At 68.0% G+C, this 26,985-nt stretch carries 24 protein-coding genes; 6 read left to right on the plus strand and 18 right to left on the minus strand.

Features of this window, described 5'->3' with window-relative positions:
* Window positions 1-9 precede the first annotated feature (9 nt).
* The 7 genes from B5X82_RS10160 to B5X82_RS10190 form a co-directional block, all read right to left on the minus strand.
* On the minus strand, window positions 10-1,356 hold the full coding sequence (locus B5X82_RS10160; RefSeq protein ID WP_079648051.1) for a sensor histidine kinase: 1,347 nt from the start codon (window positions 1,354-1,356) through the stop codon (window positions 10-12).
* On the minus strand, window positions 1,353-2,030 hold the full coding sequence (locus B5X82_RS10165; protein ID WP_079648052.1) for a response regulator transcription factor: 678 nt from the start codon (window positions 2,028-2,030) through the stop codon (window positions 1,353-1,355). Before B5X82_RS10165 ends, B5X82_RS10160 begins: the two co-directional genes overlap by 4 nt.
* 30 nt (window positions 2,031-2,060) lie before the next feature.
* Complete coding sequence (locus tag B5X82_RS10170) at window positions 2,061-2,564, minus strand: PepSY domain-containing protein (protein WP_079648053.1); 504 nt, start codon at window positions 2,562-2,564, stop codon at window positions 2,061-2,063.
* A 25-nt stretch (window positions 2,565-2,589) separates the two neighbouring features.
* Entirely contained in the window at window positions 2,590-3,825 is a 1,236-nt protein-coding gene (locus B5X82_RS10175) for a CDP-glycerol glycerophosphotransferase family protein (RefSeq protein WP_079648054.1), read from the minus strand.
* 132 nt (window positions 3,826-3,957) lie between these two features.
* Entirely contained in the window at window positions 3,958-5,397 is a 1,440-nt protein-coding gene (locus B5X82_RS10180) for an efflux transporter outer membrane subunit (protein WP_079648379.1), read from the minus strand.
* An 8-nt stretch (window positions 5,398-5,405) separates the two neighbouring features.
* Entirely contained in the window at window positions 5,406-6,977 is a 1,572-nt protein-coding gene (locus B5X82_RS10185; protein ID WP_079648055.1) for a DHA2 family efflux MFS transporter permease subunit, read from the minus strand.
* A complete protein-coding gene (locus B5X82_RS10190) occupies window positions 6,974-8,131 on the minus strand; it encodes an HlyD family secretion protein (protein WP_079648056.1) in 1,158 nt (385 codons plus the stop codon). Before B5X82_RS10190 ends, B5X82_RS10185 begins: the two co-directional genes overlap by 4 nt.
* Before the next feature lie 82 nt (window positions 8,132-8,213).
* Between B5X82_RS10190 and B5X82_RS10195 the strand changes: the two genes are divergently transcribed.
* Window positions 8,214-8,666 (plus strand): MarR family winged helix-turn-helix transcriptional regulator, encoded by a 453-nt coding sequence (locus B5X82_RS10195; protein ID WP_079648057.1) that lies wholly within the window; start codon window positions 8,214-8,216, stop codon window positions 8,664-8,666.
* 405 nt (window positions 8,667-9,071) lie between these two features.
* On the opposite strand, the gene ftsH is transcribed toward B5X82_RS10195, so the two are convergent.
* The 7 genes from ftsH to B5X82_RS10230 form a co-directional block, all read right to left on the minus strand.
* A complete protein-coding gene (gene ftsH, locus B5X82_RS10200) occupies window positions 9,072-11,030 on the minus strand; it encodes an ATP-dependent zinc metalloprotease FtsH (RefSeq protein ID WP_079648058.1) in 1,959 nt (652 codons plus the stop codon).
* Between the two features lie 93 nt (window positions 11,031-11,123).
* A complete protein-coding gene (gene tilS / locus B5X82_RS10205; protein WP_079648059.1) occupies window positions 11,124-12,068 on the minus strand; it encodes a tRNA lysidine(34) synthetase TilS in 945 nt (314 codons plus the stop codon).
* 132 nt (window positions 12,069-12,200) lie between these two features.
* The gene (locus B5X82_RS10210; RefSeq protein WP_079648060.1) at window positions 12,201-13,121 is read right to left on the minus strand and encodes a YbgF trimerization domain-containing protein; all 921 of its coding nucleotides are present in this window, start codon (window positions 13,119-13,121) and stop codon (window positions 12,201-12,203) included.
* 58 nt (window positions 13,122-13,179) lie between these two features.
* Window positions 13,180-14,112 (minus strand): helix-turn-helix domain-containing protein, encoded by a 933-nt coding sequence (locus B5X82_RS10215; RefSeq protein ID WP_079648061.1) that lies wholly within the window; start codon window positions 14,110-14,112, stop codon window positions 13,180-13,182.
* A 114-nt stretch (window positions 14,113-14,226) separates the two neighbouring features.
* The gene (ptsP, locus tag B5X82_RS10220; protein ID WP_079648062.1) at window positions 14,227-16,506 is read right to left on the minus strand and encodes a phosphoenolpyruvate--protein phosphotransferase; all 2,280 of its coding nucleotides are present in this window, start codon (window positions 16,504-16,506) and stop codon (window positions 14,227-14,229) included.
* 99 nt (window positions 16,507-16,605) lie between these two features.
* Window positions 16,606-17,592, minus strand: a complete 987-nt coding sequence (locus B5X82_RS10225; RefSeq protein ID WP_079648380.1) for an NAD(P)H-dependent flavin oxidoreductase — start codon at window positions 17,590-17,592, stop codon at window positions 16,606-16,608.
* A 29-nt stretch (window positions 17,593-17,621) separates the two neighbouring features.
* Window positions 17,622-18,878 (minus strand): aspartate kinase, encoded by a 1,257-nt coding sequence (locus B5X82_RS10230; RefSeq protein ID WP_079648063.1) that lies wholly within the window; start codon window positions 18,876-18,878, stop codon window positions 17,622-17,624.
* 83 nt (window positions 18,879-18,961) lie between these two features.
* Between B5X82_RS10230 and ubiG the strand changes: the two genes are divergently transcribed.
* From ubiG to B5X82_RS10245, 3 genes are read left to right on the plus strand one after another with little or no spacing between them, the layout of a single operon-like run.
* Window positions 18,962-19,696: a bifunctional 2-polyprenyl-6-hydroxyphenol methylase/3-demethylubiquinol 3-O-methyltransferase UbiG gene (gene ubiG / locus B5X82_RS10235; protein ID WP_079648064.1), complete on the plus strand. Its 735-nt coding sequence runs from the start codon at window positions 18,962-18,964 to the stop codon at window positions 19,694-19,696.
* Window positions 19,693-20,442 carry a class I SAM-dependent methyltransferase gene (locus B5X82_RS10240; protein WP_079648065.1) on the plus strand — a complete coding sequence of 250 codons (750 nt, stop codon included), beginning with the start codon at window positions 19,693-19,695 and terminating at the stop codon, window positions 20,440-20,442. Before ubiG ends, B5X82_RS10240 begins: the two co-directional genes overlap by 4 nt.
* The gene (locus B5X82_RS10245) at window positions 20,439-21,242 is read left to right on the plus strand and encodes an NUDIX hydrolase (RefSeq protein WP_079648066.1); all 804 of its coding nucleotides are present in this window, start codon (window positions 20,439-20,441) and stop codon (window positions 21,240-21,242) included. Before B5X82_RS10240 ends, B5X82_RS10245 begins: the two co-directional genes overlap by 4 nt.
* Here the strand turns inward: B5X82_RS10245 and B5X82_RS10250 are convergent.
* The 3 genes from B5X82_RS10250 to B5X82_RS10260 all read right to left on the minus strand — a co-directional run bounded on the left by B5X82_RS10250 (window position 21,158) and on the right by B5X82_RS10260 (window position 23,274).
* Window positions 21,158-22,042: a class I mannose-6-phosphate isomerase gene (locus tag B5X82_RS10250; protein ID WP_079648067.1), complete on the minus strand. Its 885-nt coding sequence runs from the start codon at window positions 22,040-22,042 to the stop codon at window positions 21,158-21,160. The genes B5X82_RS10245 and B5X82_RS10250 overlap by 85 nt on opposite strands.
* Before the next feature lie 178 nt (window positions 22,043-22,220).
* Entirely contained in the window at window positions 22,221-22,769 is a 549-nt protein-coding gene (locus B5X82_RS10255) for a hypothetical protein (RefSeq protein WP_079648068.1), read from the minus strand.
* Window positions 22,770-23,016: 247 nt separating this feature from the next.
* Complete coding sequence (locus B5X82_RS10260) at window positions 23,017-23,274, minus strand: hypothetical protein (RefSeq protein ID WP_079648069.1); 258 nt, start codon at window positions 23,272-23,274, stop codon at window positions 23,017-23,019.
* A gap of 216 nt (window positions 23,275-23,490) precedes the next feature.
* On the opposite strand from B5X82_RS10260, the gene B5X82_RS27035 reads away from it, so the two are divergent.
* On the plus strand, window positions 23,491-25,203 hold the full coding sequence (locus tag B5X82_RS27035; RefSeq protein WP_223811383.1) for a histidine kinase: 1,713 nt from the start codon (window positions 23,491-23,493) through the stop codon (window positions 25,201-25,203).
* On the plus strand, window positions 25,193-25,930 hold the full coding sequence (locus B5X82_RS10270) for a LytR/AlgR family response regulator transcription factor (protein ID WP_079648070.1): 738 nt from the start codon (window positions 25,193-25,195) through the stop codon (window positions 25,928-25,930). Before B5X82_RS27035 ends, B5X82_RS10270 begins: the two co-directional genes overlap by 11 nt.
* A gap of 12 nt (window positions 25,931-25,942) precedes the next feature.
* On the opposite strand, the gene leuB is transcribed toward B5X82_RS10270, so the two are convergent.
* Complete coding sequence (gene leuB / locus B5X82_RS10275; RefSeq protein ID WP_079648071.1) at window positions 25,943-26,983, minus strand: 3-isopropylmalate dehydrogenase; 1,041 nt, start codon at window positions 26,981-26,983, stop codon at window positions 25,943-25,945.
* Between the last annotated feature and the right edge of the window lie 2 nt (window positions 26,984-26,985).

Below are 26,985 nucleotides of genomic sequence, written 5' to 3' on the forward strand. Positions count from 1 at the left end.
AGGTCGCGGTCAGGCGGGAAAGCGCCAATCGACGCGGAAACTCCCGTCGAGATTGACGAAGGCGAGGGTCGACCGGTGCAGTCGCGCGATCGTGTCGACGAGGCTGAGGCCAAGGCCGATCCCCGCCCCCGTTCCGTTCTTCGCGCGGTAGAAGCGCTCGGTGACGTGCGGCAGGTCGCTCTCCGCGATGCCCGGACCGGTGTCGCGGACGGTGATCAGCAGCGCGCCCCTCTCGGCCTGCCCCGACAGGACGATCTCCCCGTCCCGCGGGGTATGCCTGATCGCGTTGTCGAGCAGGTTGGCGACCGCCTGGAAGATCAGGTCGCGGTCGCAGCACAGGACCAGCCCGGCCTGGACGAAGGTCGACAGCATGACGCCACGCGCTTCCGTTTCCGGCCGATAGAAATCGGCGACGTCCTCGAGCAGGACGGTCAGGTCGGCGGGCGACAGCTCGATCTCGCGGCTGCCGGTCTCAAGGCGGGCGATGCGCAGCACCGTGTCGAAGATCGCGCCCAGCCGCTCGGCCTCGGCCAGCGCCTCACCGACCCTGGGCGCGTCCCCCTCGCCCGAGGCGAGCGCATCCTCCAGGCTGGCGCGCAGGCGGGCGAGCGGGGTGCGCATCTCGTGCGCGACGCTGTCGGAGACGCGGCGGACCGAGTCCATCGAATGCTCTATCCGATGGAGCATCGCATTGAGCGTCTCGGCGAGCCGGTCGAATTCGTCGCCGCTGCCGTCGACCGAGACGCGCTTCGACATGTCTCCCGCCATGACACTGCGCGCGGTGGCAGCGACCCGGTCGACCCGGCGGCCGATCGCACGGCTCATCAGAAGGCCGCCAAGCAGCGCCAGCAGCACCGCCGCCGCCGCGACGAACGACGCGCCCGACGCGAGCGCCCTCTCCCGCTCGGTGATGTTGTCGATGTCGCGGCCGACGATCAGTCGGGCGCCGTCGTCGAAACGCCGATCGAGCGCCAGCGCCTCGAAATCATGCTCGTCGCCGTCGACGGGAATGTCGGCCTCGATCCTGCCCCAGCCCTGGAACACGGCGCGCGGCCAGCTCGGCAGGTTGGCGGTGACAACCTTCCCCTTTCGGTCGACGAAGGCATGGAAGGCCTTGTACCGATCGGGCGCGGCGTCGCGTGCGCGCAGGCGGCGGACCAGGGCCGCCTCGCCATCGACGATGTAGACGTTGGCGAGCGCTTCCGCCTCCCGCCGGACGACCTGCTCGGCCTGGCGGAGCGGCACCCGGACGACGATGGCATAATAGGCGCCGACCAGCAGCAGCAGCGATCCGACGAACAGCACCGCATAGGTGAGCGCGAGGCGGAAGGAGAGGCTGGCGAATATCTGTCTCACGCGGCCGGGCGCACCACATAGCCGGTGCCGCGCACCGTCTCGATCAGCGGCGTGTCGAAGCCCCGGTCGAGCTTCTGCCGGAGCCGGCTGACATGCTGGTCGATGATGTTGGTCTGCGGATCGAAATTATAGTCCCAGACATGTTCGAGCAGCATCGATCGGGTGACTACCCGCCCGGCGTTGCGCACCAGATATTCGAGGATACGGAACTCGCGCTGGGTGAGGTCGATCCGACGCCCTGCGCGGGTGACGGTGCGGCCGAGCAGGTCGATGGCCAGGTCGCCGCTGCGCAGCTCGGTCGCCTCCGCGATCGCCGGCCCGCGACGGCCGAGCGCCTCGACCCGGGCGACCAGCTCGGACAGTGCGAAGGGCTTGGGCAGATAATCGTCGCCGCCCGCCCGCAGGCCCCGGATCCGCTCGTCGACATCGCCCAGCGCGCTGAGGATCAGCACCGGGGTCGTATCGCCGGTGGCACGGATCGTCTGGAGAATCTTGAGCCCGTCGACCTGCGGAAGCATGCGATCGAGGACGATCACGTCGAAGCTTTCGGCGGCGGCGCGGAGCAGCCCCTCGCGCCCGTCGGCCGCCGACTCGACGATATGCCCCGCCTCGCACAATCCCTTGCCGACATGGTCGGCGACGCGAGGGTCATCTTCGATCAGAAGGACATGCATCGTCCCGCTATATCGCCTCCCGGCCGCATCTCAATCGTCATGGACCAGCGCGATCCGCTGCCCCGTCGAGGCGTCGAGGCGGACCTTGCCGACGCCGGCGGCGGTCGCCAGCTCGATCTCGTAGACGCCGCGCCCATTATAGATCTCGAACTCAACCTCCTTGACCTCCCCGCGGCTGTGCCGTTCGAGCGCGACGAGATGCTCGCCGAGCGGGGTCGCCTTGCCGCCGCTCCGCAGCCGATCCCTGTCGAACCATCCGCGCAGCCAGTTCTCCGCCCTGGGTTTCACCGCCGAGATGAGCTTGCCGGTCCGGGCATCGACGAGCGCGCGGTGGAGCACCTGCCCGCGCACCAGATCGATCTCATAGACCAGCCGGCCGCCGCTGGTCTCCAGCTCGCCCTCGATCGCGCGCGCCGACAGGCTGCGTTCGGCGACGCCGATCGCGCGGGTCAGGCCGATCAGGTCCTGCGCGGCAGCGGGGCCCGCTGCCGCCGCGAACGCCGCCGCCGTCAGGACGAGCAACCGTCGAAACATCGTCTTTCTCCTCGAACGAAGGAATTCAGCGCGGGCGGGCGCCGATGAAGCCGGCGATCGCCGCCGCCGCGCGCCGCGAATAGCTTTCGCCGTCGCGCAGATCGAAGGTGTCGGCGAAGGCGCGCCGCTGCTCGGGTACATAGTCGCCATGCCCGGCGACCGCCCGGTCGAGCCCCGCGACCAGCGCCTCCGGCCCGTCGACCACCGGACCGAAGCGCCAATGCGCATAATCGGGATCGCCCTGCCAGGCGTGACCGTGGCTGTTGACGAACAGCGCAGGCCGAGGCGTGCGCAGGAATTCGTAGACCTGGCTGCTGACATCGCCGACATAGATGTCGGCGAGCGTCGTATAGCTCATGTCGATCGAACGATGGCTGCCGAGGTCGACATGGACGTCGGGACGCTGGGCATAAGGGGCGAGCGCCGTCTCCACCGCCGCGCGGCTGCGGGCATTGTCGCACAGCCGGATATGAGGCGCGACGATCAGGTTGAAGCGGCCGTCGCGCACGATCGCATCGACGATCGCGACGCCGTGGCGCGGCCAGGACCCGAGCTTCGCCGAGAAATGCGGGTTGTAGAGGACGACCGGCCGATCGTCGGCGAAGGGCGTCCAATGCGGATCGCGCAGCCGGTCGATCGCCTCGAATTTGGGATAGCCGACCACCGCGTGCGCGCCCGGCCGGATCAGCCCTTCCGCCAGCATGCGACGCCGTTGCTTCTCGCCCGCGACGAGCGCGAAGTCGAACCGGGCGATGCGCCGGTCGAAGCCGGCGGCGCGATCCCCGGCGCCATGGTCGACATGGATCAGACGCGGCCGGACGACGCCGAGCCGGCGCATGATCGTCGAGGTCCGTTCGGGCAGCGCGATCGCGTCGTAGCGGTCGAGCTGCCGACGGACGGAGGCAAGGGTCAACAGCTTGGGCGGCACCGCGCTACGCAGCAGATCGGCCGTGCGATGGAGCAGCCGCGGGCCGATCCGTTCGAAACGGAGCAGACCGTGGCTCTCCGCATGCGTCAGCGTGCGGGCGAGGTCGAGATGGGTCGCCGAGGCCGACAATATGTCGACGTCGACCTGCCAGCCCATGGCGAGCGCCTCCGCCGTGGTGATGCCATGCAGGATCTGGTGGGCCTGGGCGTTGAACAGGAAGGCGACGCGTGGCAGCGCGTCCGTCGACCGCGCCAGCGCCGCTTCGCCGTCACTTGCCTGATTGCTCGGCGCGGTTCCCATTCCGGACCGCGCGACGATGAGCTGACCCGCCAAACCCGATCTCCTCGTTCAATGACGAGGCCAATAGAGCCACTGCCTGTACCGGGGATGGCGCGAAGATTTGATTTCCGCAATCTTGGTTCGAGGAGCCGCCGTCCTCGGGAGCCGGACCGATGATGGACGCGGCTATTCCCAACCGAGACCGAGCGCCTTTTCGAGGGCGATGAAGTCGGTGGTCATCTGCGCCTTGGCCTGGATCAGCGCCTGATCCGCCGAGATGCGCTGCCGTTCGGTGTCGAGCAATTCGATCCGTGTCGCCGTCCCCGCATCGAAACGCTGTCGAACCAGCGCCGCACTCGTATCCGCCGACGCCTTGCTGCGCGCGGCGGTGACGACCGCCTGACGACGAGCGCCATAGCGCGACAACGCGTCCTCGGCATCGCGAAGCGCAGCGAGCACGGCCGATCGATATTGGGCGGCGGCCTCGTCGCGCGCGCCCTCCGCCTGCCCGACCCGCGCCGCGTTGCGGCCGAAATCGAGGAAGTTCCAGCTCAGCTGCGGCACCGCGACCGCCGCCAGCTTGTCGGGATCGACCACATCGCCGATGCTGGTGCCGCCAAGGCCGATCAGCCCCAGGAAGCTGAGGCGTGGAAAGGCCGCAGCCTTCGCCACGCCGATCTTCGCGGTCGAAGCGGCGAGCTGGCGCTCGGCCGCACGCACGTCCGGGCGCCGCTGGAGCAGCGCCGCCGGATCGCCGACCGCCACCTCGGCCGGAGGAAGCGGCACCGCCGCCGGAGCGGCGAGCAAATCGTCGAGCGCGCCGGGGACCTCGCCGGTCAGCGTCGCGAGCGCGTTGCGATAGGCGTCATATTCGGCGCCAAGGGGCAGCACCGCCGCATTGGATTGCTCGACCTGGCTCCGCTGCCGCTCGACGTCGAGGGTCGAGGCCGCGCCCCTGTCGCGCCGTTGCGCAGTCAGCTCGTAGATGGCGCGCTGCTTCTCCGCCGACTCGCGGGCCAGCGCCAGCCGGTGCTGGCGGTCTCGCAATGCGACATAGGCCTGGGCCACCTCGGCGGCGAGGCTCACCCGCGCATCGGCGAGGTTGGCCTCGGCCGCGCCGAGCGAGGCACGTGCCGCCTCAAGGTTGCGACGCTGCCCGCCGAACAGGTCGATCTCCCAGCTCGCGTCGAAGCCGACATTGTAGAAGTTGAGCGACTCCTGGTCCTCACCCGAGCCGCCGCCGGCCGTCCCACCATCCTGGTTCGAGGAACCGAGATCGACGCCGGGCACGCGGGCATGGACATAGACCGCCGAGGCGTTCGCCTTGGGCAGCGAATTGGCGCGTTCGAGACCGAGCGACGCCCGCGCCTGGCTGAGGCGCGCCTGGGCGATCGCGACGCTGGGACTGCCCGCCAGCGCGCGCCGTTCGAGCTCGTCGAGCACCGGATCGCCGAGCGCGGTCCACCACGCCGCCGCGGCCGGCGCCTGCGGTACAGCCTCGCGATCGGCCCGCGCAAAGGCGGCAGGGGGCGTGGCGGCGCCCGCCGAGACGGGTCCGCGATAATCGGGCCCCACGGTACAGCCGGCCAGCAGGGTCATCGGCACAAGCCAGAAGGGAAAGCGCATCATCAACCTCAATGCATCGCGACCGCCTGCCCCTTGGGCAGCGGGCGGAGGAGCAGGACGAGCGGCATCACGCAGAGGATGCCGACCGTCATCAGCCAGAAGATATCGTTGAAGGTCATCACCAGCGCATCGCGCTGGATCGTGCCCGCCAGGGTGCGCAGCGCCGCGTCGGCACTGCCGAGCGCGTGGGTCAGTCCCGCCAGATAGTCCTGGACGCCGCCCGAATTGGCATTGAGCACTTCTTCGATCCGGCGGTTGTGGAGCCATTGGCGCTGGTCCTGGACGATGGCGATCCCGGCGAGCGCGAACGACCCGCCCAGGTTGCGCATCGCGTTGAACAGGCCCGCCGCGTCGCCCGCATCCTCCGCGCTCACCGAAGCGATCGCCGCCTGGTTGAGGAAGAGGAAGGCCATGATCGTGCCGACACCGCGCAGAAGCTGGCTGTCCACGAAAGCCGCGCCGTCCGACTGCGCGCTGAGCGCCGTGTCGATGCCGCAGCTCATCGCCATGATCGCCAGGCCGATCCCGACCGCGATCCGGATGTCGACATAGCGGATCAGCAGCGGCGTGAAGGGCATCAGCAGCAGGCTGGGAATCCCGGAGATCAGCACGATCTTGCCCGATTGCAGCGCATTGTAGCCGGCGATCGCGGCAAGGAATTGGGGAATCACATAGGAGGTGCCGTAGAGCATCATGCCGATCACGATCGCCATCACCGCAACCGCGCCGAACTGCCGGTCGAGCAGCAGCTTGAGCTTGATCACGGGGCGCCGGGCGACGAACTGCCCCGCGAACAGAGAGATGAAGCCGAGGGCGGCGACGATCGAGACCTTCACGATCACGTCGCTCTCGAACCATTGCTCGCGCTGCCCCTCCTCGAGCACCACAGTCAGGCCGCCGAGGCCGAACGTGAGCCCCGCGATGCCCAGCCAGTCGGCGTGGAGCAGCTCGCCCAGCCGTGCCTTCTGGTGCGGCATGGTCAGCAGCAGCAGCGAGATCAGCAGGATGCCGATCGGCAGGTTGAGGAAGAAGGCATAGTGCCAGCTGATATTCTCGGTCAGCCAGCCGCCGATCAGCGGCCCCAGCACCGGCCCCAGGATCGCCGTCACCCCGAACAACGCATTGCCGACCGGCTGCTGCTCACGCGGCAGGCGCGTGGCGATGATCGTCATCGCGGTCGGGATCAGCGCACCGCCGGTAAAGCCCTGACCCACCCGGCCGATGATCATCACCGTGAGGTTCGTCGAGAAGCCGCACATCATCGAGAAGCCGGTGAACAGCGTCGCCGCGACGATCAGCAACGTCCGGAGGCCGAGCACGCGTTCGAGCCAGGCCGACAGGGGAATGATGACGATCTCCGCGACCAGATAGGCGGTCGCAATCCAGGTGCCCTCGGTGCCGCTGGCGCCGATCTCGCCCTGGATGGTGGGCAGCGAGGAGTTGACGATCGAGACGTCGAGCGTCGCCATCATCGCGCCGAGGCTGCCGGCGATCACCGCCAGCCAGGCGCTGGCGTCCGCACGCCGGACGGGCGTACCTGCCGCCTGAGCCGTGCGGCCGTCAGCGGCGGCCGCGCTCATCGCACGACCCGGGCATTATGGCGCTCCTGCTCCTCGCGGACCCGGTCGGCGGCGCCCTTTGCCGAGCGCGTGTCGACCGTCACTTCGACCGACATGCCGGGAACCAGGAGCGCACGGGTCTCCGGGCCGGGGCTGATTGCGATCCGGATCGGCACGCGCTGGACGATCTTGGTGAAGTTGCCGGTCGCGTTCTGCGGCGGCAGCACCGAGAATTGCGCGCCGGTACCCGGCGAGATGCTGGCGATCCGGCCCGGGATGTCGACACCGGGCAGCGCGTCGACCTCGACCTTCACCGGCTGGCCGACCCGCATCAGGCCGAGCTGGGTCTCCTTGAAATTGGCCTCGATATAGACGTCGCGGGTCGGCACGACGCTCATCATCCGGGTGCCGGCCTGGACGAACTGCCCCTGGCGCACCGTCTTGTCGCCGATCCGGCCGTCGACCGAGGCGCGGACGATCGTCGCCTCGACATTGGTGCTGGCGGCGGCGAGCTGGGCGCGGGCGGCCTCGCCCTGCGCCTGCGCCTGCCGTACCTGCGCGCGCAAGGTGCCGACGCGGCGCTGCGCGCTGGCGAGCGAAGCCTTGGCGGCGCTGAGCTTGGCGTTGGCGAGCGCCGCCTGGTTGCGGAGCTGGGAGAGCTTCTCGCGCGTTTCGGCGCCGCTTTCGGCGAGCGGCTGGTAACGGACATATTCGGCCTGCGCGAAGGCCGCATCGGCGGCGGCGGCGGCGACATCGGCCTCGGCTCGCGCGATCGCCGCCTGCTGCTCGCCCATCTCCGCGTCCACGCCCGCGGCATTGGCGCTGGCAACGTCGATCTGCGCCTGGAACTGCGCGGCCTGCGCCCGATAATCGCGCGGATCGATGCGGACCAGCGGCTGCCCCGCCTTGACTGCCTGGTTCTCGATCACGAACACCTGATCGACATAGCCCGACACCTTCGGCGCGGCGATCACGGCGTCTGCCTGTACATAGGCGTCGTTGGTCGACTGCTGGAAGCGGCCGTAGAGATGATAGCGCAGGAAACCCAGGACGGCGCCGATCAGCAGCACCGCGACGGCGATCAGCAATATCCGCCGAACGCGCGGATTCTGGAGAGGCGACGTCTTGCCTTCCTCATTTTCGGGAGGGGCGAGCTGCACGCTATCGTTGCTCATCTGGATGTCCGTATCTGGATAGGGTGGTGCGCCATATGCTCGCACTTGCAACATAATGCAATACCATGTTATGAGGTTCCTCATGAAAGTGGACGAGGAAGAGCTGATCACGGGTCTCGCCAAGGCCTATATGCTGATGCATCGGCGGGTGAACCGGGCGATGACCAAGCAGGGCGCGTCGCTTGCCCGCACCAAGATGCTCGCCTTTGTACGGAAGTCGGGCGGCTCGGCGCGCGCCGCCGACATCGCCGACCTGTTCGACCTGGCGCCACGCACGGTGACCGAGTCGCTCGATTCGCTCGAGCGCGACCAGTTGATCGTCCGCACCTCCGATCCGCAGGATCGGCGGGTCAAGCGGCTGGCGATCACCCCGCTGGGCGAAAGCGCGATCGCCGCCACCGAACCGCTTCGCAGGGAATTGATGGCGGAAATCTGCGCAGTTCTGTCGGAGACCGACCGGGCGCAGCTCCACGACATATTGAGCCGCCTCGTCGCGTCGCTCTCCGAGCCCGAGGATGTTGTGAATTGCGGATAATGTGATAGGCTTTCCCCTCGGCCGATCGCGTGGAAACAGCGCGACGGCAGACATCGGGAGAGTCGTATGGAACGGGTTAGTCCTGGTTTCTGCGAATGCAGTTGTCGCCTGCTGGCACTGTGCAGCGCCGCCGCGCTCAGCGTCACCGCGCTGGCCTACCTGGCCCTGGGCTGAGGCCCCCTCCTCACCGATCGTTCACGGTAATCCGATTCTAGCGGCGCGTTTTCCTGCGCTTTCGCTCCTTGCGTGCTGCATGTGCGAGATGGGAGATGCTCAAGGTCCCGCCGCCCTCTCCTTCACGACAGAGGCGCTGGTTCGGATCGTGCGGCAAAAAAGCTTCCGATAGATAAGAAAAAGGCCGCACCCTTGCGGGATGCGGCCTTTCCTATGCCCTGGAGGTAACGGTCAGGCGGGCTTGGGCTCGCCCCAGCCGCCGCCGCTCGACCCGCTACCGGGACGGCGGCTCTTCGGGATCGACGAGCCGCCGGTGCTGAGCGCGGCCGGCGCGCGGGAATTGCCCTGGTCGCGGCCGATATCGTCGCCGGCGATGACGCGCTTGGCCTCCTCGCCCGACAGCGTCTCATATTCGAGCAGCGCGGTGGCGAGACGGTGGAGCTCGTCGAGATGGTCGGTGAGCACCTTGCGCGCGGTTCCCTCGGCCTCCTCGATCAGTCGGCGGACCTCCTGGTCGATAAGCTGGGCGGTCGCTTCCGACACGCTCTGGTTGCGCGCGACCGAATGGCCGAGGAACACCTCATCCTGGTTGTCACGGTAGCGCAGCCAGCCGAGCTTCTCCGACATGCCATATTCCATCACCATCGCGCGGGCCATGTCGGTGGCCTGCTGGATGTCGTTGGAGGCGCCTGTGTTGAGCTCGTCCGCACCGTAGATCAGCTGCTCGGCGATGCGACCGCCGAAGCAGAGCGCGAGACGCGCCTTCATCTGCTTCATGGTCATCGAGTAGCGGTCGCGCTCGGGCAGGTTCCAGGTCACGCCCAGCGCGCGGCCGCGTGGGATGATCGTGACCTTGTGGAGCGGATCGCAGCCCGGCACGTGGAGCGAAACAAGGGCGTGGCCGGCCTCGTGATAGGCGGTCGCCTTCTTCTCGTCCTCGGTCATGACCATGGACTTGCGCTCGGCGCCCATCATGACCTTGTCCTTGGCCTCCTCGAACTCCTTCATCGCGACGAGGCGCTTGCCCTTGCGCGCGGCGAGGAGCGCGGCCTCGTTGACGAGGTTGGCGAGATCGGCGCCCGAGAAGCCCGGCGTGCCGCGCGCGATGGTGCGTGCGTTGACGTCGGGCGCCAGCGGCACCTTCTTCATGTGGACGGCGAGGATCTTCTCGCGGCCCTCGATGTCGGGGCGCGGCACGACGACCTGGCGGTCGAAGCGGCCGGGCCGCAGCAGCGCGGGATCGAGCACGTCGGGACGGTTGGTCGCCGCGACGATGATGATGCCTTCGTTCGCCTCGAAGCCGTCCATCTCGACGAGGAGCTGGTTCAGCGTCTGCTCGCGCTCGTCATTGCCGTTGCCGAGGCCGGCGCCACGATGGCGGCCGACCGCGTCGATCTCGTCGATGAAGACGATGCACGGCGCGTTCTTCTTCGCCTGCTCGAACATGTCGCGGACGCGGCTCGCGCCGACGCCGACGAACATCTCGACGAAGTCGGAACCCGAGATGGTGAAGAAAGGCACGTTCGCCTCGCCCGCGATGGCGCGGGCGAGCAGCGTCTTGCCGGTGCCGGGCGAGCCGACCAGCAGCGCACCCTTCGGGATCTTGCCGCCAAGGCGGGCGAATTTGGTCGGGTCCTTCAGGAAATCCACGATCTCCTGGAGTTCCTCGCGTGCCTCGTCGATGCCGGCGACGTCGTCGAAGGTGACGCGACCATGCTTCTCGGTCAGCATCCGCGCGCGTGACTTGCCGAAGCCCATTGCGCCCGAGCCGGCATTCTTCTGCATCTGACGCATCACGAAGAAGGCAATGCCGAGGATCAGCAGGAAAGGCAGCGACTGGTAGAGCATGATCATCCAGAAGCTGGTCTGCTCGGCGGGCTTGGCGCGGAAGGTGACGTTCTTCTCGGCGAGCCGCTGGATCAGCATCGGGTCATTCGGCGCGTTGGTGCTGAACCCAGCGCCGTTGTTGAACTTGCCGCTGATCATGCCGTCGCCGATATCGGCCTCGCGGACCTGGCCGTCGTCGACGCGGGCGAGGAATTCGGAATAGGCGATCTGGTCGCCCGCCGCGGTGCGCGACGAGCTTTCGAACATCGACACGAAGACGACGAGCGCCAGCAGGATACCCATCCAGATGGCGAGGCTCTTCATCCAGGGGTTGGGTTGTTTCGGCTCTTTTTCGTCGTTCATCGATCAATTCCGCCTTTCGCGGGATTAGGGTCCAGACCCAGATAGGCATCGCCGCATTAATAACAATGGAACAGATCGGAAGGCTCCCCGCGATCAGCGTCGCGGCGGCGCCTTTTCGATCGAGATGCGGCGTCCGGGCGACAGTTTGAGCGTGCCCAGGCTCGCAACCTGCCCCGCATCGAGCCGCGCCATCGCGGTTTCGAGCGCCGGGCCGTCCACCGCCGAATCGGCTTCGCCGACCAGCCGGGCGAGTATCCGCCTGCGAACCTCGCGCGGCAACCCCTCGATATCGGCGACGATGCGGCCGCCTCCTGGGCGATCCACGCGCGAGCGGATCGCCTCCTCCACGAGCCAGTCGAGCGCCGCGTCGGCCTCGGCCAGATGTGCCGCCGACGCGGCGAGCCGCATCGGATCAAGCCGGTCGCCTGCCGCCGCCAGCAGCGCGCGGGCATGGGTGCGGTCGTGGCGCGGGTCGACGTTGCTGGGGTCGTCGACGGTCTCGACCGCCGCGACGATCCCCGCCAGCTCGGCACGGCGCCAGCCGAGCAACGGGCGAACCAGCAATACGCCACCGATGTCGCGGCGCTCCCGAATGCCGGCGAGCCCCGACAGCCCGGCGCCGCGGGCCAGGCGCATCAGCAGTGTCTCGGCCTGGTCGTCCGCATGATGCGCGGTAGCGACCGCGGCGAGCCCCTGCCCCGCCGCCCACCCCGCAAGCGCCGCATAGCGCGCGCGCCGCGCGGCGGCCTGGATGCTGGCGGCCCGCTCGACGGTCACCCGGAGCGTCGCGTGGGGCACGCCGAGCGCGGCGCAGGCACGGGCGACGAGCTTCGCCTCGGCCGCGGCTTCGGCGCGCAGGCCATGATCGACCGTCGCCGCCTCGACCCGGCCGGGACAGGCCGCCGCCGCGAGGTGGAGCATAGCCATGCTGTCGGGCCCGCCCGACACGGCGAGCCCCAGCCGGGCACCGTCGTCTGGCAGCAGCGACGCGAGAGCGGCGAGGAAGCGGGCCGCCTGGGCGGAGTCGATGTCGATCATCCCCTATCGTCACCCCAGCCCAGGCTGGGGTCCATGCCTCTCGTCAACCAGATGCCATCGAGAGGGAATCCAGACATGGAGGCCAGCCTGCGCTGGCATGACGGAAAATGGAGGTCGTCGTTCAGCCAAGCCTCACTTGCACTTGGCATCGGTCCTTCCCTTGGCGACCATCTCGGCGAGCGGGCCGGTCACCTTGTCGGGATATTTGGCCTGGAGCACATCATAGGCCTGGCATGCCTTGTCGAACAGCGGCGGCTTCCGCTTCATCAGCGCCTGCGCCATGAAGACATAGCTGTGCGGCGCCCGCTCGCCGTCCTCGATCTTGGTATTCTCGAAGAACTCGCGGATCGCCTCGTTGTACTGGCCGTTGTCGAGATAGGCACGTCCGGCGAGGTTGCGGGCGTAGCTGGCATATTTGTTCTTCGGATATTTGGCGTACATCGCCTTGAGCGCGGCGACCGCCTCCGGATATTTCTTCTGCATCCAGAGATCGTAGCCCGCCATATAGGCGTCCTTGCCAGGATCGCCGCTCGGCGGTGCCGAAGCGGTCGGCGCGGGCGCCGGCGCCGCCGGGGCGGGCGCCGCGGCGGTGCCGCCCGCGGCCCCCTTGGGAGCCGGCGGGACGACATAGGGCAGGTTGCCGCCGCTCGCGGCACCCGCCGGGGCGGGCGGCGCCTTGCCCTCGAGCACGTTCAGCCGATAGTCGGCGTCGCCCTTCATCTTGGCGAACTGATCCTCCAGCTTGCGCAGATTATAGCTGTTCTGCTCGACCTGGCCGGTGAGCTGGGCGAGCGCCTTCTCCAGCGCGTCGACCCGTCGGGTGAGGTCGGTCACGGCGGAATCGGCCGGGGAGCCGACGGGGGTCGCCGGCACGACCTGCGGCTTGATCTCGGGCTCGAAATATTGCTGGGCCCCGCCGGGGAAGACCTTGCGCTGCACGGCCTTCATTTCCTTCTCCAGCTTGTCGACCCGCTTCTCGACCGGCAGCGACTGCTGGGCGATCGCCGGAACGGCGGCGGAGATGAGCAGGATGGCGAAGAACGCCTTCTTCATGATCGGTAATTCCCCGTGATCGTTTCGCTTCGATAATGCCGCGCGAACGCGGCCCGGATCAAGGCCGCGGGCGGCGGTCCGAGTCACTGGCCGGTCCAGCCGAGCCCGTGCGGTCCGCAGCCGGGTCGTAGATCGGCGGCGCGCCGCGGAAAGCTTCCGGGACGGCAGCCGCGTCGCTGGCATTGGCCGCCCCATCCGCCGGAACGGCGGCGTCGGGCTTCGCGGTGGCGATCGCGACGAGCGCGTCGCGCTTGAGGCTATAGTCGCGAACGAGCCGGTCCGGCTCGCCCACCGGCGGCAGTTCGGTCGTGCCGATCAGCACCTTGAGCGACTGCGGCCGTCCGGTGCGCAGGATCGGGTCGACCGCGTCTTCGGGCACCGTGAAGCTCTGCCCGGCGGCCAGCACGTTCATGAAATAGGTCTTGGCGCCCTCACGTTCGGACACCTTGATCCAGACGTCCTCGCTCGCAGCGATGCTGATCGGACCGGTCGGGACGGCTGGCTGCGCCGGCACGGCGGCGGCAGGCGGCGGACGGCGGGCCGGAACCGGACGGATATCCTGCACCGTGTCGGCCGCCAGCCTGGCGAGGTCGCTGCTGTCGCCTTCGAAGCGGAGCAGCAGATAGCCCATGCCGAGCAGCAGCGCGACGCCGAGCGCGATCATCGCCAGCAGCCGCGACGGCACCCGGGTCGGATCGACCGGCTCATAGGCCTCGGGCTCGAAATGGGCCCGCTGCTCCCCGCCGATCTGGTCGCGGAAGGCGCGCGACAGGGCCTGGCCGTCGAGACCCAGCATGTTGGCATAGCTCTTCACGAAGCCGGTCGAATAGGGCAGCGCCGGCAGGCCACCATGCTCTCCCTTCTCTATGGCGTCGAGATGGCGCAACGGAATGCGGGTGCGCGCGGCGACGTCGCTCAGCTCCAGCTTCTGCCGCGCACGCTCGGCGGCAAGTTGTTCGCCAACATTGCGGGAATCCGCGCCTTCACTCATCGCGTCCTTCTCCACGCTCCGGAGCGATCAGGCAAGCAAGCAATCGTCGAACCCAGCAGCATCCGCGCCTCAGACGTAACGTTCCCCCGTCGCGGGAACGGTCTGCCGCGCATTTCAGGCGACCGCAACCCCATTGCTCTCCGCCCAGGCGGCGAGGTCGCCGCGCAGGCTGCGGAGCGGACGGCTCAGGAAGCTGTCCATCACATCGCGCAGCGCCTTCGCGTCGAGCGAGCGGATCATCGCCTTGACCGGGCCGACCGCCGCAGGCGTGATCGACAACCGGTCGATTCCGAGGCCGATCAACGCCATCGCCTCTAGCGGGCGCCCGCCCATCTCCCCGCACACGCCGACCGGTACGCCCGCCGCGCGCGCCTGCCGCGTCACCCGGCCGATGAAGCGCAGGATGGCAGGACTCAGCCAGTCGTAGCGCTCGGCCAGCTTGGGGTTGGCGCGATCGGCGGCGAACAGGAACTGGGTGAGGTCGTTGGTGCCGATCGACAGGAAGTCTAGCTTGGGCAACAGCATGTCGAGGCTCTCGGCGAGCGCCGGCACCTCGAGCATCGTGCCGTAGCGGATTCCGTTGGGCACGCCGCGGCCATGATCGTGGATCCATTTGCGCTGCGCCTCGAACAGCTCGACCGCCTCCTCGAATTCCCACGGCTCCGACACCATCGGGAACATCACATTCAGGGTACGGCCCGCCGCCGCCTCGATCAGCGCGCGTGCCTGGACCTTCATCAGTGCGTCGCGTTCAAGGCCGAGGCGGATGGCACGCCAGCCCAGGGCGGGATTCTCCTCATCCGCATCTTCGCCGGTCTTGAGATAGGGCAAGGCCTTGTCGCCGCCGATGTCGACCGTGCGGAAGGTCACCGGCCGGTCCCCCGCCGCATCGAGCACGTCGCGGTAGAGGCGCAGCTGACGCTCGCGCTGCGGCAAGGTGGCGGAGACAAGGAACTGGAATTCGGTACGGAACAGGCCGATGCCATCGGCACCAGTGACGTCGAGCGCGGCCATGTCGTCACGCAGGCCGGCATTGACCATCAGTTCGATACGCAGGTCGTCGCGGGTCCGGGCCGGCAGGTCGCGCATCGCCGCGAACTCGGCACGGCGCTTCTGCCCGACCATCATCTTGGCCTCGAAGGCCTCTTCCATGCTCGTGCTGGGCCGGACGATGACAGACCCGGCGGTGCCGTCAAGCAGCAGCGTGTCGCCTTCGCCGATCATCCGGCGGACATCCTTGACCCGGCCCAGCACCGGCACGCCCATCGCGCGGGCGACGATCGTGACATGGGCGGTGAGCGAGCCTTCCTCGAGCACCACGCCCTTGAGCCGGCGGCGATCATATTCGAGCAACTCGGCGGGGCCGAGATTGCGCGCGATCAGGATCGAGTCGTGACGCAGGCCGAGCTGCGCCGCCGTACCGAGCTGGCCCGAGACGATGCGGAGCAGGCGGTTGGAGAGATCCTCCAGATCGTGCATCCGGTCGGCGAGCAGCGGATCGCCGATCTCGCGCATGCGCATGCGGGTGCGCTGCTGGACGCGCTCGATCGCCGCCTCGGCGGTCAGGCCGCTGTCGATCGCCTCGTTGATCCGCCGGATCCAGCCCTCGTCATAGGCGAACATCTTGTACATCGCGAGGACGTCCTGATGCTCGCCGCCCGCGCCGAAATCGGCTTCGCGGGTCATCCGCTCGATCTGGTCGCGCATCTTCGCGAAGGCGGAGATGACGCGGTGGCGCTCGACCTCGATGTCTTCGGCGACGGTATGCTCGATCTCGATGCGCGGCTGGTGAAAGACCGCCCTGCCCCGCGCCATCCCCTCGACCAGCCTGAGGCCGGCGAGGCGCACCGCGCCATTGTCGCGCGTCCCCTTCGAGCCGGGCGCACCCTCGTCGATCAGCCCGGCACCGGCGATCAGCTCGGCCAGCACCATCGCGACGGTCTGCAGCGCCTCGATCTCGACGTCATCGAACCGGCGCTGGTCGCGATGCTGGACGGCGAGCACGCCGACCGCGCGCTCCCGACGGACGATCGGCACACCCGCGAAACTGTGGAACAGCTCCTCGCCCGTCTCGGGCTTGTAGGCGAAATCGGGGTGGCTGGTCGCCTCGTCGAGATTGAGCGTCTCGACATTCTGGGCGATGGTTCCGACCAGCCCCTCGCCCAGCGCGAGCTTGGTGACGTGGACGGCGCCCTGCTTCAGGCCGCGGGTCGCGAACAACTCGAGCGCGCCGTCGCGCAAGAGGTAGACCGAGCAGACTTCGGTATCGAGCGCCTCGCCGATGATCTGGACGACCTGGTTGAGCTTGGTCTGCGCCGCCGACCGTGACGCCATGACGTCATGCAGGCGCGTCAGTATCTCACGCGCGGCGGAGGTTGCTGTCAGCGGTGCCATTGCTTCGCCCGCTATCAGAAAGAGGGGCAGGATTCCAACGATGGAATCCATGACGAGCGAAGAAGCTGCACCAATTCGGTCGCCAACATATCCTGAAGATCAGGCGGCGCGCTTCTCCAGCGCCGCCGACGCCTCGCCGATCAACAGCGCGACGATATCGGCGAGTGGCTCTTCCTTGGTGACCATGCCGACCGACTGGCCCGCCATTACCGAGCCATGCTCGACATCGCCGTCGATCACCGCGCGGCGGAGCGCGCCGGCCCAATAATGCTCGATCTGGAGCTGGGCCTCGGCCATCTCGACCTTGCCCTCGTCGAGGAGCTGGGCGACCTCGCGCTGCTTGGCGGTAAACAGCTCGGACGAGGCGTTGCGCAGCGCGCGGACCGGTATGACCGGCAGGCGCGGGTCGATCTGGACGCTGGCGACGGCGTCGCGCGCCGAGGCGCGGATGAACGCCTTCTTGAAGTTCGGATGCGCGATCGATTCGGTGGCGCAGACGAAGCGGGTGCCGAGCTGGACACCCGCGGCGCCCATCTCCAGATAGCCGGCGATCGCCTCGCCCCGGCCGATCCCGCCGGCGACGAACACCGGCAGCTCGCCGGCCACGACCGGCAATATCTCTTGCGCCAGCACCGAGGTCGAGACCGGCCCGATATGGCCGCCGGCTTCCATGCCCTCGATCACCAGCGCGTCGATGCCGGAGCGGATCAGCTTCTTCGCCAGCGCGAGCGCCGGGGCGAAGCAGATGACCTTCGCGCCCGAGGCCTTGATCCGCTCGATCGCACCGCCCGGCGGCAGGCCTCCCGCCAGCACGACATGGCCGACGCCATGCTTCGCGCAGACGTCGATCAGGTCGATCAGCTGCGGATGCATGGTGATCAGATTGACGCCGAACGGCTTCGCGGTCAGCGCCTTGGTGCCCGCGATCTCGGCATCGAGCAGCTCGGGCGTCATCGCGCCGCACGCGATCACGCCGAAGCAGCCGGCGTTCGACATGGCGGCGACGAGGTTCCGTTCGGAGACCCAGCTCATCGCCCCGCCGAGGATCGCATATTCGCTGCCCAGCAGGGCCGCGCCGCGCTCCATCAGGGCGGCGAGTCGGGTGCCGCCGCTCGTCAAGCGGCGTCCTCCGCGTCGAGGCCATAGGCGGTGTGGAGGACGCGGACGGCGAGCTCGGTATAGTCCTCGTTGATCAGGACCGACACCTTGATCTCCGACGTGGTGATCGCGAGCACGTTGATGCCGCGCGCCGCGAGCGCGTCGAACATCTTCGACGCGACGCCCGCATGGCTCCGCATGCCCACGCCGACGACCGAAATCTTGGCGACATTGGTGTCGTGGATCAGCCGCTCATAGCCGATCGTGCCGCGCTCGCGCTCGAGCACGTCGAGCGAGCGAGCCAGCTCCGCGGTCGGCACGGTGAAGGTCACATCGGTCGAGCCGGTGTCGTGCGCGACGTTCTGGACGATCATGTCGACATTGATGTTCGCGTCGGCGAGCGGCGCGAAGATCGAGGCGACGGCGCCCGGACGGTCGGGAACGGCGGTCAGCGTGACCTTGGTCTCGTTCTTGTCATAGGCGATGCCGGTGATGAGCTGGCGTTCCATGGTGGTTCCTTCGATTTCGTCCTCGCCGACGATCATGGTGCCGGGCGTGGGATTGTCGGTCGGCTGGTCGAAAGAGGAGAGCACCTGGACGCGCACCCTCTCCTTCATCGCGAGGCCCACCGAGCGGGTCTGCAGCACCTTGGCGCCGACCGAGGCGAGCTCCAGCATCTCCTCATAGGTGACCTTGGCCAGCTTGCGGGCCTTGGGCACGATACGGGGATCGGTGGTGTAGACGCCGTCCACGTCGGTGTAGATGTCACAGCGGTCGGCCTTCATCGCCGCGGCCACCGCGACCGCCGAGGTGTCCGAGCCGCCGCGACCCAGCGTCGTCACGCGATCGTCGACGGTCATGCCCTGGAAGCCGGGAATGACAGCGACCTCGCCGGCGGCCATCGCCTTGCCGATCGCCTCCGAATTGATCGTCTCGATCCGGGCCGAGGCATGGGCGTCGCTGGTGCGGATCGGCAGCTGCCAGCCGAGCCAGCTACGCGCCTTCACGCCGAGCGACTGGAGGACGATCGCCAGCAGGCCGCTTGTCACCTGCTCGCCCGAGGCGACCACCACGTCATATTCGCGGGGATCGTAGAGCGGCGACGCCTCGCGGCAGAAGTTGACGAGCCGGTCGGTCTCGCCCGACATCGCCGAGACGACGACCGCGACCTCGTTGCCCAGATCGACCTCATGTTTGACGCGGTTGGCCACGTTGCGAATTCGCTCGATCCCCGCCATCGAGGTTCCGCCGAATTTCATAACGATGCGCGCCATTGCCTGTCGTCTGTCCCAAAGAGGCCGAAAAGCCGGAAAAGCCCTTGGGCTCAAGGGCGCGGCCCTGATAGAGAGGGGGCGCAATGAACGCAAGCGCACAACAGCATGGCTCGGTGGTCGCCGAGGAAGCCGCCCATTTCGGAAAGCTCGCCGCGGAATGGTGGGACCCCAAGGGGTCCTCGGCGATGCTGCACAAGCTCAATCCGCCGCGCCTGCGCCATATCCGCGCGACGATCGAGGCGCAGTGGGGAATCGCGCCCGAGGAGCTGCGCCCGCTGACAGGCCGCCGCGCGGCCGACGTCGGCTGCGGCGCGGGCCTGCTCGCCGAGCCGCTGGCGCGGATGGGTGCGGCGGTGACGGGAATCGACGCCGCGCCGGAGAATGTCGCGGTCGCCCGCCACCATGCCGAGAAGCAGGGGCTGGCGATCGACTATCGCGCCGGCGGGGTCGAGGCGCTGGCGGGCGAGAGCTTCGATCTCGTCACGTCGATGGAGGTGATCGAGCATGTCGCCGATCCCGCGGCCTTCGTCGCCCGGCTCGCCGCGCTGCTCGCCCCGAACGGGATCATGATCCTGTCGACGCCCAACCGCACCCCCCTATCGAAGCTGGCGATGATCACCGTGGCCGAAGGGCTGGGCATGGTGCCAAAGGGCACGCACGACTGGCGCAAATTCGTGACACCCGAGGAGCTGACCGGCCATGTCGAGGCCGCGGGCCTGCGCGTGATCGACCGCAAGGGCCTCGGCTTCTCGCCGGCCGCCGGCTTCCACCTCAGCGACAATCTGACGCTCGACTATTTCCTGACCGCGATCCGGTGAGCGCGTTCAAGGACCATTTCTCGTCGCACGCGGCGGCCTATGCCGCCTATCGCCCGGCCTATCCGCCGGCGCTGGCGGCGTGGCTCGGAACTGTAGCACCCGCACCAAAAACGGCGCTCGACGTCGGCTGCGGGTCGGGGCAGCTCTCGCTGCAGCTCGCCGAGCATTTCGACAGGGTGATCGCGACCGATCCGAGCGCGCAGCAGATCGCGAGCGCGACCCCGCATCCCAGGGTCGATTATCGCGTCGCGCCGGCCGAAGCGAGCGACCTGCCGGACGGATCGGTCGACCTGATCACCGCCGCCCAGGCCGCGCACTGGTTCGACCTGCCCGCTTTCTTCGCCGAGACCAAGCGGCTGCTGCGCCCCGACGGTATCGTCGCGCTCATCACCTATGCCGGGATGGAGCCGCAGGGAGAGATCGAGGCGATCGTCGAACGCTTCCGGGTCGAGACGCTGGCGGAGCATTGGCCGCCCGAGCGCGCGCTGGTTGAAAACGACTATCGCGACATCCATCTCCCCTTCGCCAGGATCGAGGCCCCGGCCTTCTCGATCGAGGTGCGCTGGCCGCTCGCCGCGCTGATCGGCTATCTCGACACCTGGTCCGCGGTGCGCGCGCTCGAACACAGCACCGGCCGCGCGCCATTCGATGCGGTCGCGGCGGACCTTGCCAGGGCCTGGGGCGATCCGGCGGCGATTCGCACGATCCGCTGGCCCCTGACCATCCTTGCTGGACGACATTCATGACCCGAACGCTTCCGCCGGCCATTCCGGCCGCCACCATCATCCTGCTGCGCGACCGCCCCGGCGCGCCGCCCGAAATCCCGATGATCGGGCGCGGTGCGCATCTCAGCTTCGCCGCGAGCCGGATGGTGTTTCCGGGCGGCAGGGTCGATCCCGACGATTACAGCTTCGCCGCCCGGCCCGAGCTGCTGGTCGAAGGGCCGGCGATCGATCCCGAAGACCTGGCCCATCGCATCACCGCGATCCGCGAGACGATCGAGGAGATCGGGCTGGCGCCTGGCCTCGTCGGCCTCGACGACGCCGATCGGCTGGCGGCGATCCGCGCGGCGCTGCACGGCGGCGATCCGCTGAGCACTATCGTGGAGCGGCATGGCCTGCGGATCGATCCGCACGGCATCCACCCCTTCGCCCGCTGGCGGCCCGACCATGAACTGTCGCGCCGCTTCGACACGCGCTTCTACATCGCGCGTGCGCCCGACATCGGCGAGGCCCGCGCCGACGGCAGCGAGAGCAGCCATCTGGTCTGGGCGACCGCCGAGCAGCATCTGGCCAATCGGGCGCTGATCTTCCCGACGATCCGCAATCTCGAACGGATCGGGCAGGCCGGCGATTTCGAGAGCGCGGTCGCGCTGGCCGGACGCTATCCGATCGAAATGGTCACGCCATGGATCGAGACCCGCGAAGGGGAGCATTTCCTCTGCATCCCCGACACGCTCGGCTATCCGGTGACGGCAGCCCCGCTGGCCGAGGTCGACCGCGATTCCGATCCCAACAACCCATCGATCACCCTCAACCCCGGATAAGCGACGTAGAGGGTGCTGCCCGGCGTGATGTCGATCGCCGCGGCGCCCTCGACGATCACCGTGTCGCCCAGCTCGACGGCCTTGCCGTCGATCGAGGCGCTGCCCCCGACCGGCATCACCCAGATCGTGGCGCTGCCGGGCGCGATGACGAAGCCGCCCGCCATCGTCCAGCGTTCGAGCACGAACTTGCGCCGGTCGGCGAAGATGGTGCGGCCGGGGCCGATCTCGCGCGGCGGGACCGGATCGGCGAAGGGGCCGAAATCGGAGACCGCCATCGCCTCGTCGAGGTGCAGCTCGCGGCCGGAACCATAATCGTAGAAGCGGTAGGTGAGGTCGAGATTCTGCTGCACCTCGACGAGGCGAAGCCCCTTGCCGATCGCGTGGATCGTGCCGGCGGGCGAATAGATCACGTCGCCGGCGCGGACCGGCTTCCAGTCGAGCATGTCCTCGATCGAGCCGTCGAGCGCCGCGGCGCGGACCGCGTCGGGCTCCATCGGCTCACGCAGCCCGAGCGCGATCGTCGAATCGGGCTCGGCGGACAGGATGATCCAGGCTTCGTCCTTGCCGCGCGCGAAGCCGCGCGCCTGTGCCGCCGCGTCGTCGGGATGGACCTGCACCGACAGACGCTGACTGGTGAAGAGATATTTGACGAGCAGCTCACGCGGGCGGGCAGACGGATCGTCGTACCAGATCTCCCCCACCGGCGACCGATCGGCCGGCTGATCAGGAAACAGCGGCGCGAGATCATGCCGGCCCCACGGCTTTTCGACCCGATGGTTGGCGAGGATGGTGGCCGGCAAATCACGTCTCCCGATACTTGGGACAAGCTAAAACCCGATCGCCTGGGCAGGAAGCGCTGCGCACCTCAGCCGACGGCGAGAATCAAGCTCTATATCCAATAATCGGGAGAAGGGTTCCGCGTGGATGTAAAATTCCGGCGGGACAGCCCTAAAGCCGCCCGCCGGCACGACGGACAAGTCAGTTCGGCAAGCGGGCTTCGACCTTGTCGACCCATTCCGGATAGAAGGCCGGCTCGCGGTTCGACCAGCCGGGGGCGGTCGCCGCGGCCTCGCTGATCGACTGGAGGAGGGTGCGCCGCTTCTCCGGATGGAGATGGGGCAGCGCCGCCGCCGCGCAGAAGGCGCCCGGCAGCCACGGCCGCACATGAGCGCCGATCAGCCGCTCGTAGAGGAAGCGATAGGCACCGAAGCTGGTCAGCCGATCCTGCCCCAGGTCGAAGGCGGTGACGGTGATGAGCGGGGCGAGGAAGGGTTCGATGGCGTCGAGGCCGCTATCGTCGGGAACGAGTTCGCGGATGTGATCGAGGCGGCTGTAGACGCGCGCCTGGGCCATGATGCTGGCGGACTCGACCACGTCGCGCGACCAGCGCGCGAGCGCGTCCTCCCTCCCCAGGCCGACGTCGAGCGATCGGCGGATATAACGCTGTGTCGAGGCGGGGAAGCTGGCGAACTCCTTCATCTCCGCCAGGGTCATCGCGCCGTCCGCAGGTCTCATATGCGTGCCCATATCAAACCCCCTAACTGGAAGCCTGAAGGGATCATGCGGCCGACATGGTTTACGGACGCTTAAGCCCTTGTAAGGCTTCTGTTCAGGATCGAATCACGTTCCTTGCTGCGACGCAACGTGCAATCGCGGCAGAGAGTCCCCAAACCACAATATTCTGTGGATAATTTCCCAAGGAGCGCTGGCGAGCCACAATAGAATGGCGCGCGGTGAAACGTCGCCGCGCGCCAGCTCAATTACCGACCAGCTCCTATTCCTTGCCGGCCATGCGGGCTTTCTGCTTCTCCGCCTCCTCGTCATAGCCGGACGACGGGGGCGGGTCCTTACCCTTGCCGGGCTGTGTGTTCGACGGCGCATCCGAAGTGGGAAAGCTTTCGTCGAGGGCGACGTCGAGCTTGGCGTCCTCGTCACTCGGATTGCGCGCGAGCTTACGGTCGTCGGTGGCATCGTGCGCCGTCCGAATATGCGGCGTGCCACGTTTTTCGTTATCAAAAACATCCGTGGTCATGGCCTCGATCCTCTGCCAGTGTCAGGATGATTCAACGTCCGATGGGTGCGGCTGTTCCGGGCCGCGGCGGCGGTCGGAAGCTGAACTTTCGATGAACGACATGGGGCGCTCGACCAACGTCACGGCCGCGGAGGAGCATATTTACACCCTTGATCATATATAGGCGGAATGACTTTGAACCATGATGGCCATCGCGGAACCGGGGTAAGTCCCCGCGTGGCCCTGCTCTCGATCGTGGCGTTCTGGCTGGTCTATTTCGCCATCGCGACGATCCGGTCCTACATGATCGATTTCGGCCACCAGACCGAGATGCTGGCCGCCCGCGCCTTCGTCACGATCGGATCAATGGTCGCGACCTATATCGTCTACCTCGCGATGCGGCCCCTGGCGGGCAAGTCGCTGGCGGTCAACGTGACCGCGGTGGCGTTGCTCGCGGCACCCGCCGCCGTCGCCTACAGCTCGATGAACTGGATGGCCTTCCGGCAGTTCGACAAGCAGGTCGAGGCGGAGAAGGCGCGCGAGGCGGCATCGCGGAAGATCGTCATCGACGACCGCAGCGTCGCCGCAGCGCGCGAACAGGCGCAGGTCGCGATCGCCGCCGCGCGCGACGCGATCCGCGAAGCGACCGAACAGGCCAAGGCTGCCGCCGAGGCCAAGGCGGAAGCGCAGCGGGAAGCCGCCCAGCGCGAGGCCGAGGTACGACGCGAGATCGAAAATGCGCAGCGCGAGGCCAACCAGAACGTCCGCGATGCCACGCGGGAAGCGGAGCAGGCGCGCCGCGAAGCGCAGCGCGAGGCCGACAGGGCGCGGCGCGAGGCCTATCGCAGCCAGCGCGAAGCCTATGCCGAGGCGATGGCCGATTATAAGGAGGGGCTTCGCGAGGCCAGACAGGCGGTCGAGGAAGCCCGCCGCCACGGCGTGAATATCGACATCGACAGCATCCTGGCCAGTGTTCCGCCGCCGCCGACGCCGCCCCCCCCACCCGCGCCCGCAGCGCCGGCCGCGCCGCCGGCCCCCGACACGACGAAAACGCAGCCCGCCCCGCCCGCCCCGTCCCGCGCGCCGGTCAGGATCGAGGTGCCGAAGCCGATAACGATCCCGACGCCGGTGATCAGCGAACCGACCCCCGGCACGGTGATGATCCAGGTCGGCCCGCCGACCGAGCCCTATGACAAGAAGAAGGAGGTCGGCGTCGTCAGCCAAATCGCCGACCAGGCCCTTAACGGCTATTTCTTCTTCGCGGCCTGGGGTGCGCTGTTCCTCGCGCTCAGCTATGCCGCCGCGGTGCGATCGGCCGAGCGGGAAGCCGCCGGCTATCGCGCCGCCGCGCGCGACGCCGAGCTGCGGGCGCTGCGCTATCAGGTCAATCCGCACTTCCTGTTCAACACGCTCAACTCGCTGTCGACGCTGATCCTCAAGGACCATCGCGACGAGGCCGAGAAGATGATCCTCAACCTGTCGACCTTCTTCCGGACCAGCCTGACGGCAGATCCGACCGAGGACGTCGTGCTGGCCGAGGAGATCAGGCTGCAGCGCCTCTACCTCGACATCGAGGCGATCCGCTTCCCCGACCGGCTGATCGTCGACATCAGGGTGCCGCAGGAGCTGGCCGACGCGCGCGTGCCTTGCCTGATTCTCCAGCCGCTGGTCGAGAATGCGATCAAATATGGCGTCTCGCGGGCGAAACGGCCGGTCACCGTGCAGATCACCGCGCGGCAGGATTCGGAAGGGCTGGTGCTCAGCGTCGAGGACGATGGCGAGCCGCTGGGCGAGGACGAGCAGCTCCGCGGCACCGGCGTCGGGCTGAAGAATGTCGCCGACCGGCTGAAGGCGCGCTTCGGCAGCGATGCGGCCTGCCGCTACGGGCCACTTCCCAATGGTGGTTTTGGCGTGACGCTTTTCATGCCATTGATCAGGGATGACGTCTGATTCACCGATAAGAACCCTTGTCGTCGACGATGAGCCGCTCGCGATCGAACGTCTCCAGATCCTGTGCGCGCGAGAGCCGATGATCGATCTGGTCGGCACCGCCTCCGACGGCGAGGCTGCGCTGCGGCTGATCGAGGCGCTCCAGCCCGAGATGCTGCTGCTCGACATCGCCATGCCAGGTCTGGACGGCATTGGTGTCGCCAAGGCGATGGAGAAGGCCGCGCATCGCCCGGCGATCATCTTCTGCACAGCCTTCGACCAATATGCGGTGACGGCGTTCGACCTGTCGGCGACCGACTATCTGCTCAAGCCGGTCGCGCAGGACCGGCTGGCGCGCGCGGTCTCGCGCGTGGTCGAGCGGCGGCGCGAGCCGGCCGACGAGCGGCCGGCATCCGAATATGCGCAGGAATTCTGGGTGCCGCACCGGTCGGAGATGATCCGGGTGGCAGCGCAGGACATCGACCGGATCGAGGCCGAGCGCGACTATATGCGCCTGCACCTGGGCCAGCGCAGCTTCCTGCTGCACCAGACGATCACCGAGCTCGAACGGCGGCTCGACCCCGCCAACTTCATCCGGCTGCACCGATCGACGATCGTCCGGCGCGACCGCATCGCCCGGCTGAGCCATGACGGCATGGGCGTCTGGCACGCCGTCCTGACCGACGAGGAACGCATCCGCATCGGCCGGACCTACCTGCCCGCCGCCCGCGCCCTGATGGGGCGCTGAGCGGCATATTGGTCAAAGCGCGGCGAGGACCGCGTCGCCCATCTGGGTGGTGGTGAGCTTGCCGCCGAGGTCTAGCGTGCGCGCGCCATTTTCGAGCGCGGTGGCGACGGCGGCCTCGATCCGGTCGGCTTCGGCCGCGAGCCCGAGCGAATAGCGCAGCATCATCGCCGCCGACAGGATCGTCGCGAGCGGATTGGCCTTGCCCTGTCCGGCGATGTCGGGCGCCGAGCCGTGGATTGGCTCGTACAGCCCCTTCTGGTTGGCGTCGAGCGAGGCCGAGGGCAGCATGCCGATCGACCCGGCGCACATCGACGCCTGGTCCGACAGGATGTCGCCGAACAGGTTGCCGGTGACGATGACGTCGAACTGGCCGGGATTGCGGACGAGCTGCATCGCGGCGTTGTCGACATACATGTGGCTGAGCTCGATGTCGGGGAATTCGGCCGACACCTCGATTACCACGTCGCGCCAGAGCTGCGAGGTCTCCAGCACATTGGCCTTGTCGACCGAGCAGAGCTTGCCGCGCCGCGCGCGCGCCGTCTCGAAGCCGACGCGGGCGATGCGGGCGACCTCGTCCTCGTCGTAGGACATGATGTCATAGCCTTCGCGACGGCCCGAGGCGGTCTTGCGCATACCCTTCTCGCCGAAATAGACGTCGCCGTTGAGCTCGCGGATGATCACCATGTCGATCGCGCCGGCGACCTCGGGGCGGAGCGCGGAAGCGTCGGCCAGTTCCTTGAACAGCGTGGCCGGGCGGAGATTGGCGAACAGGCCCAGCTCCTTGCGGAGCCCGAGGATCGCCTGTTCGGGGCGCAGATGGCGTTCAAGCCGGTCGCAATCGGGATCGCCGACCGCGCCGAACAGGATCGCCTTGGCGCGCTTCGCCAGGTCGAGCGTGGCGGGCGGCAGCGGATGGCCTTCGGCCTTATAGGCGGCCCCGCCGACCGGCGCCGTCTCGAAGCGGAGCTGGTCGGTGACGCGATCGAGCACGCGGACCGTCTCGGCAATGACTTCAGGACCGATGCCGTCCCCCGGCAGCAAGGCAATCAACATGG

Origin of the sequence: Rhizorhabdus histidinilytica, assembly GCF_900167915.1 — a bacterium.
Classification (GTDB): Bacteria; Pseudomonadota; Alphaproteobacteria; order Sphingomonadales; family Sphingomonadaceae; genus Rhizorhabdus; species Rhizorhabdus histidinilytica.

Bases quoted from the DNA above. Each gene is read 5' to 3' on its own strand.
- leuB (WP_079648071.1), bottom strand. From the start codon at position 26,983: ATGTTGATTGCCTTGCTGCCGGGGGACGGCATCGGTCCTGAAGTCATT.
- tilS (WP_079648059.1), bottom strand. From the start codon at position 12,068: ATGATCGACATCGACTCCGCCCAGGCGGCCCGCTTCCTCGCCGCTCTC.
- ptsP (WP_079648062.1), bottom strand. From the start codon at position 16,506: ATGGCACCGCTGACAGCAACCTCCGCCGCGCGTGAGATACTGACGCGC.
- B5X82_RS10225 (WP_079648380.1), bottom strand. From the start codon at position 17,592: ATGGAGCGCGGCGCGGCCCTGCTGGGCAGCGAATATGCGATCCTCGGC.
- B5X82_RS10270 (WP_079648070.1), top strand. From the start codon at position 25,193: ATGACGTCTGATTCACCGATAAGAACCCTTGTCGTCGACGATGAGCCG.
- B5X82_RS10230 (WP_079648063.1), bottom strand. From the start codon at position 18,878: ATGGCGCGCATCGTTATGAAATTCGGCGGAACCTCGATGGCGGGGATC.
- B5X82_RS10190 (WP_079648056.1), bottom strand. From the start codon at position 8,131: ATGAGCAACGATAGCGTGCAGCTCGCCCCTCCCGAAAATGAGGAAGGC.
- B5X82_RS10185 (WP_079648055.1), bottom strand. From the start codon at position 6,977: ATGAGCGCGGCCGCCGCTGACGGCCGCACGGCTCAGGCGGCAGGTACG.
- B5X82_RS10260 (WP_079648069.1), bottom strand. From the start codon at position 23,274: ATGACCACGGATGTTTTTGATAACGAAAAACGTGGCACGCCGCATATT.
- B5X82_RS10245 (WP_079648066.1), top strand. From the start codon at position 20,439: ATGACCCGAACGCTTCCGCCGGCCATTCCGGCCGCCACCATCATCCTG.
- B5X82_RS10210 (WP_079648060.1), bottom strand. From the start codon at position 13,121: ATGAAGAAGGCGTTCTTCGCCATCCTGCTCATCTCCGCCGCCGTTCCG.
- B5X82_RS10215 (WP_079648061.1), bottom strand. From the start codon at position 14,112: ATGAGTGAAGGCGCGGATTCCCGCAATGTTGGCGAACAACTTGCCGCC.
- B5X82_RS10255 (WP_079648068.1), bottom strand. From the start codon at position 22,769: ATGGGCACGCATATGAGACCTGCGGACGGCGCGATGACCCTGGCGGAG.
- B5X82_RS10195 (WP_079648057.1), top strand. From the start codon at position 8,214: ATGAAAGTGGACGAGGAAGAGCTGATCACGGGTCTCGCCAAGGCCTAT.
- B5X82_RS10165 (WP_079648052.1), bottom strand. From the start codon at position 2,030: ATGCATGTCCTTCTGATCGAAGATGACCCTCGCGTCGCCGACCATGTC.
- ftsH (WP_079648058.1), bottom strand. From the start codon at position 11,030: ATGAACGACGAAAAAGAGCCGAAACAACCCAACCCCTGGATGAAGAGC.
- B5X82_RS10170 (WP_079648053.1), bottom strand. From the start codon at position 2,564: ATGTTTCGACGGTTGCTCGTCCTGACGGCGGCGGCGTTCGCGGCGGCA.
- B5X82_RS10180 (WP_079648379.1), bottom strand. From the start codon at position 5,397: ATGCGCTTTCCCTTCTGGCTTGTGCCGATGACCCTGCTGGCCGGCTGT.
- ubiG (WP_079648064.1), top strand. From the start codon at position 18,962: ATGAACGCAAGCGCACAACAGCATGGCTCGGTGGTCGCCGAGGAAGCC.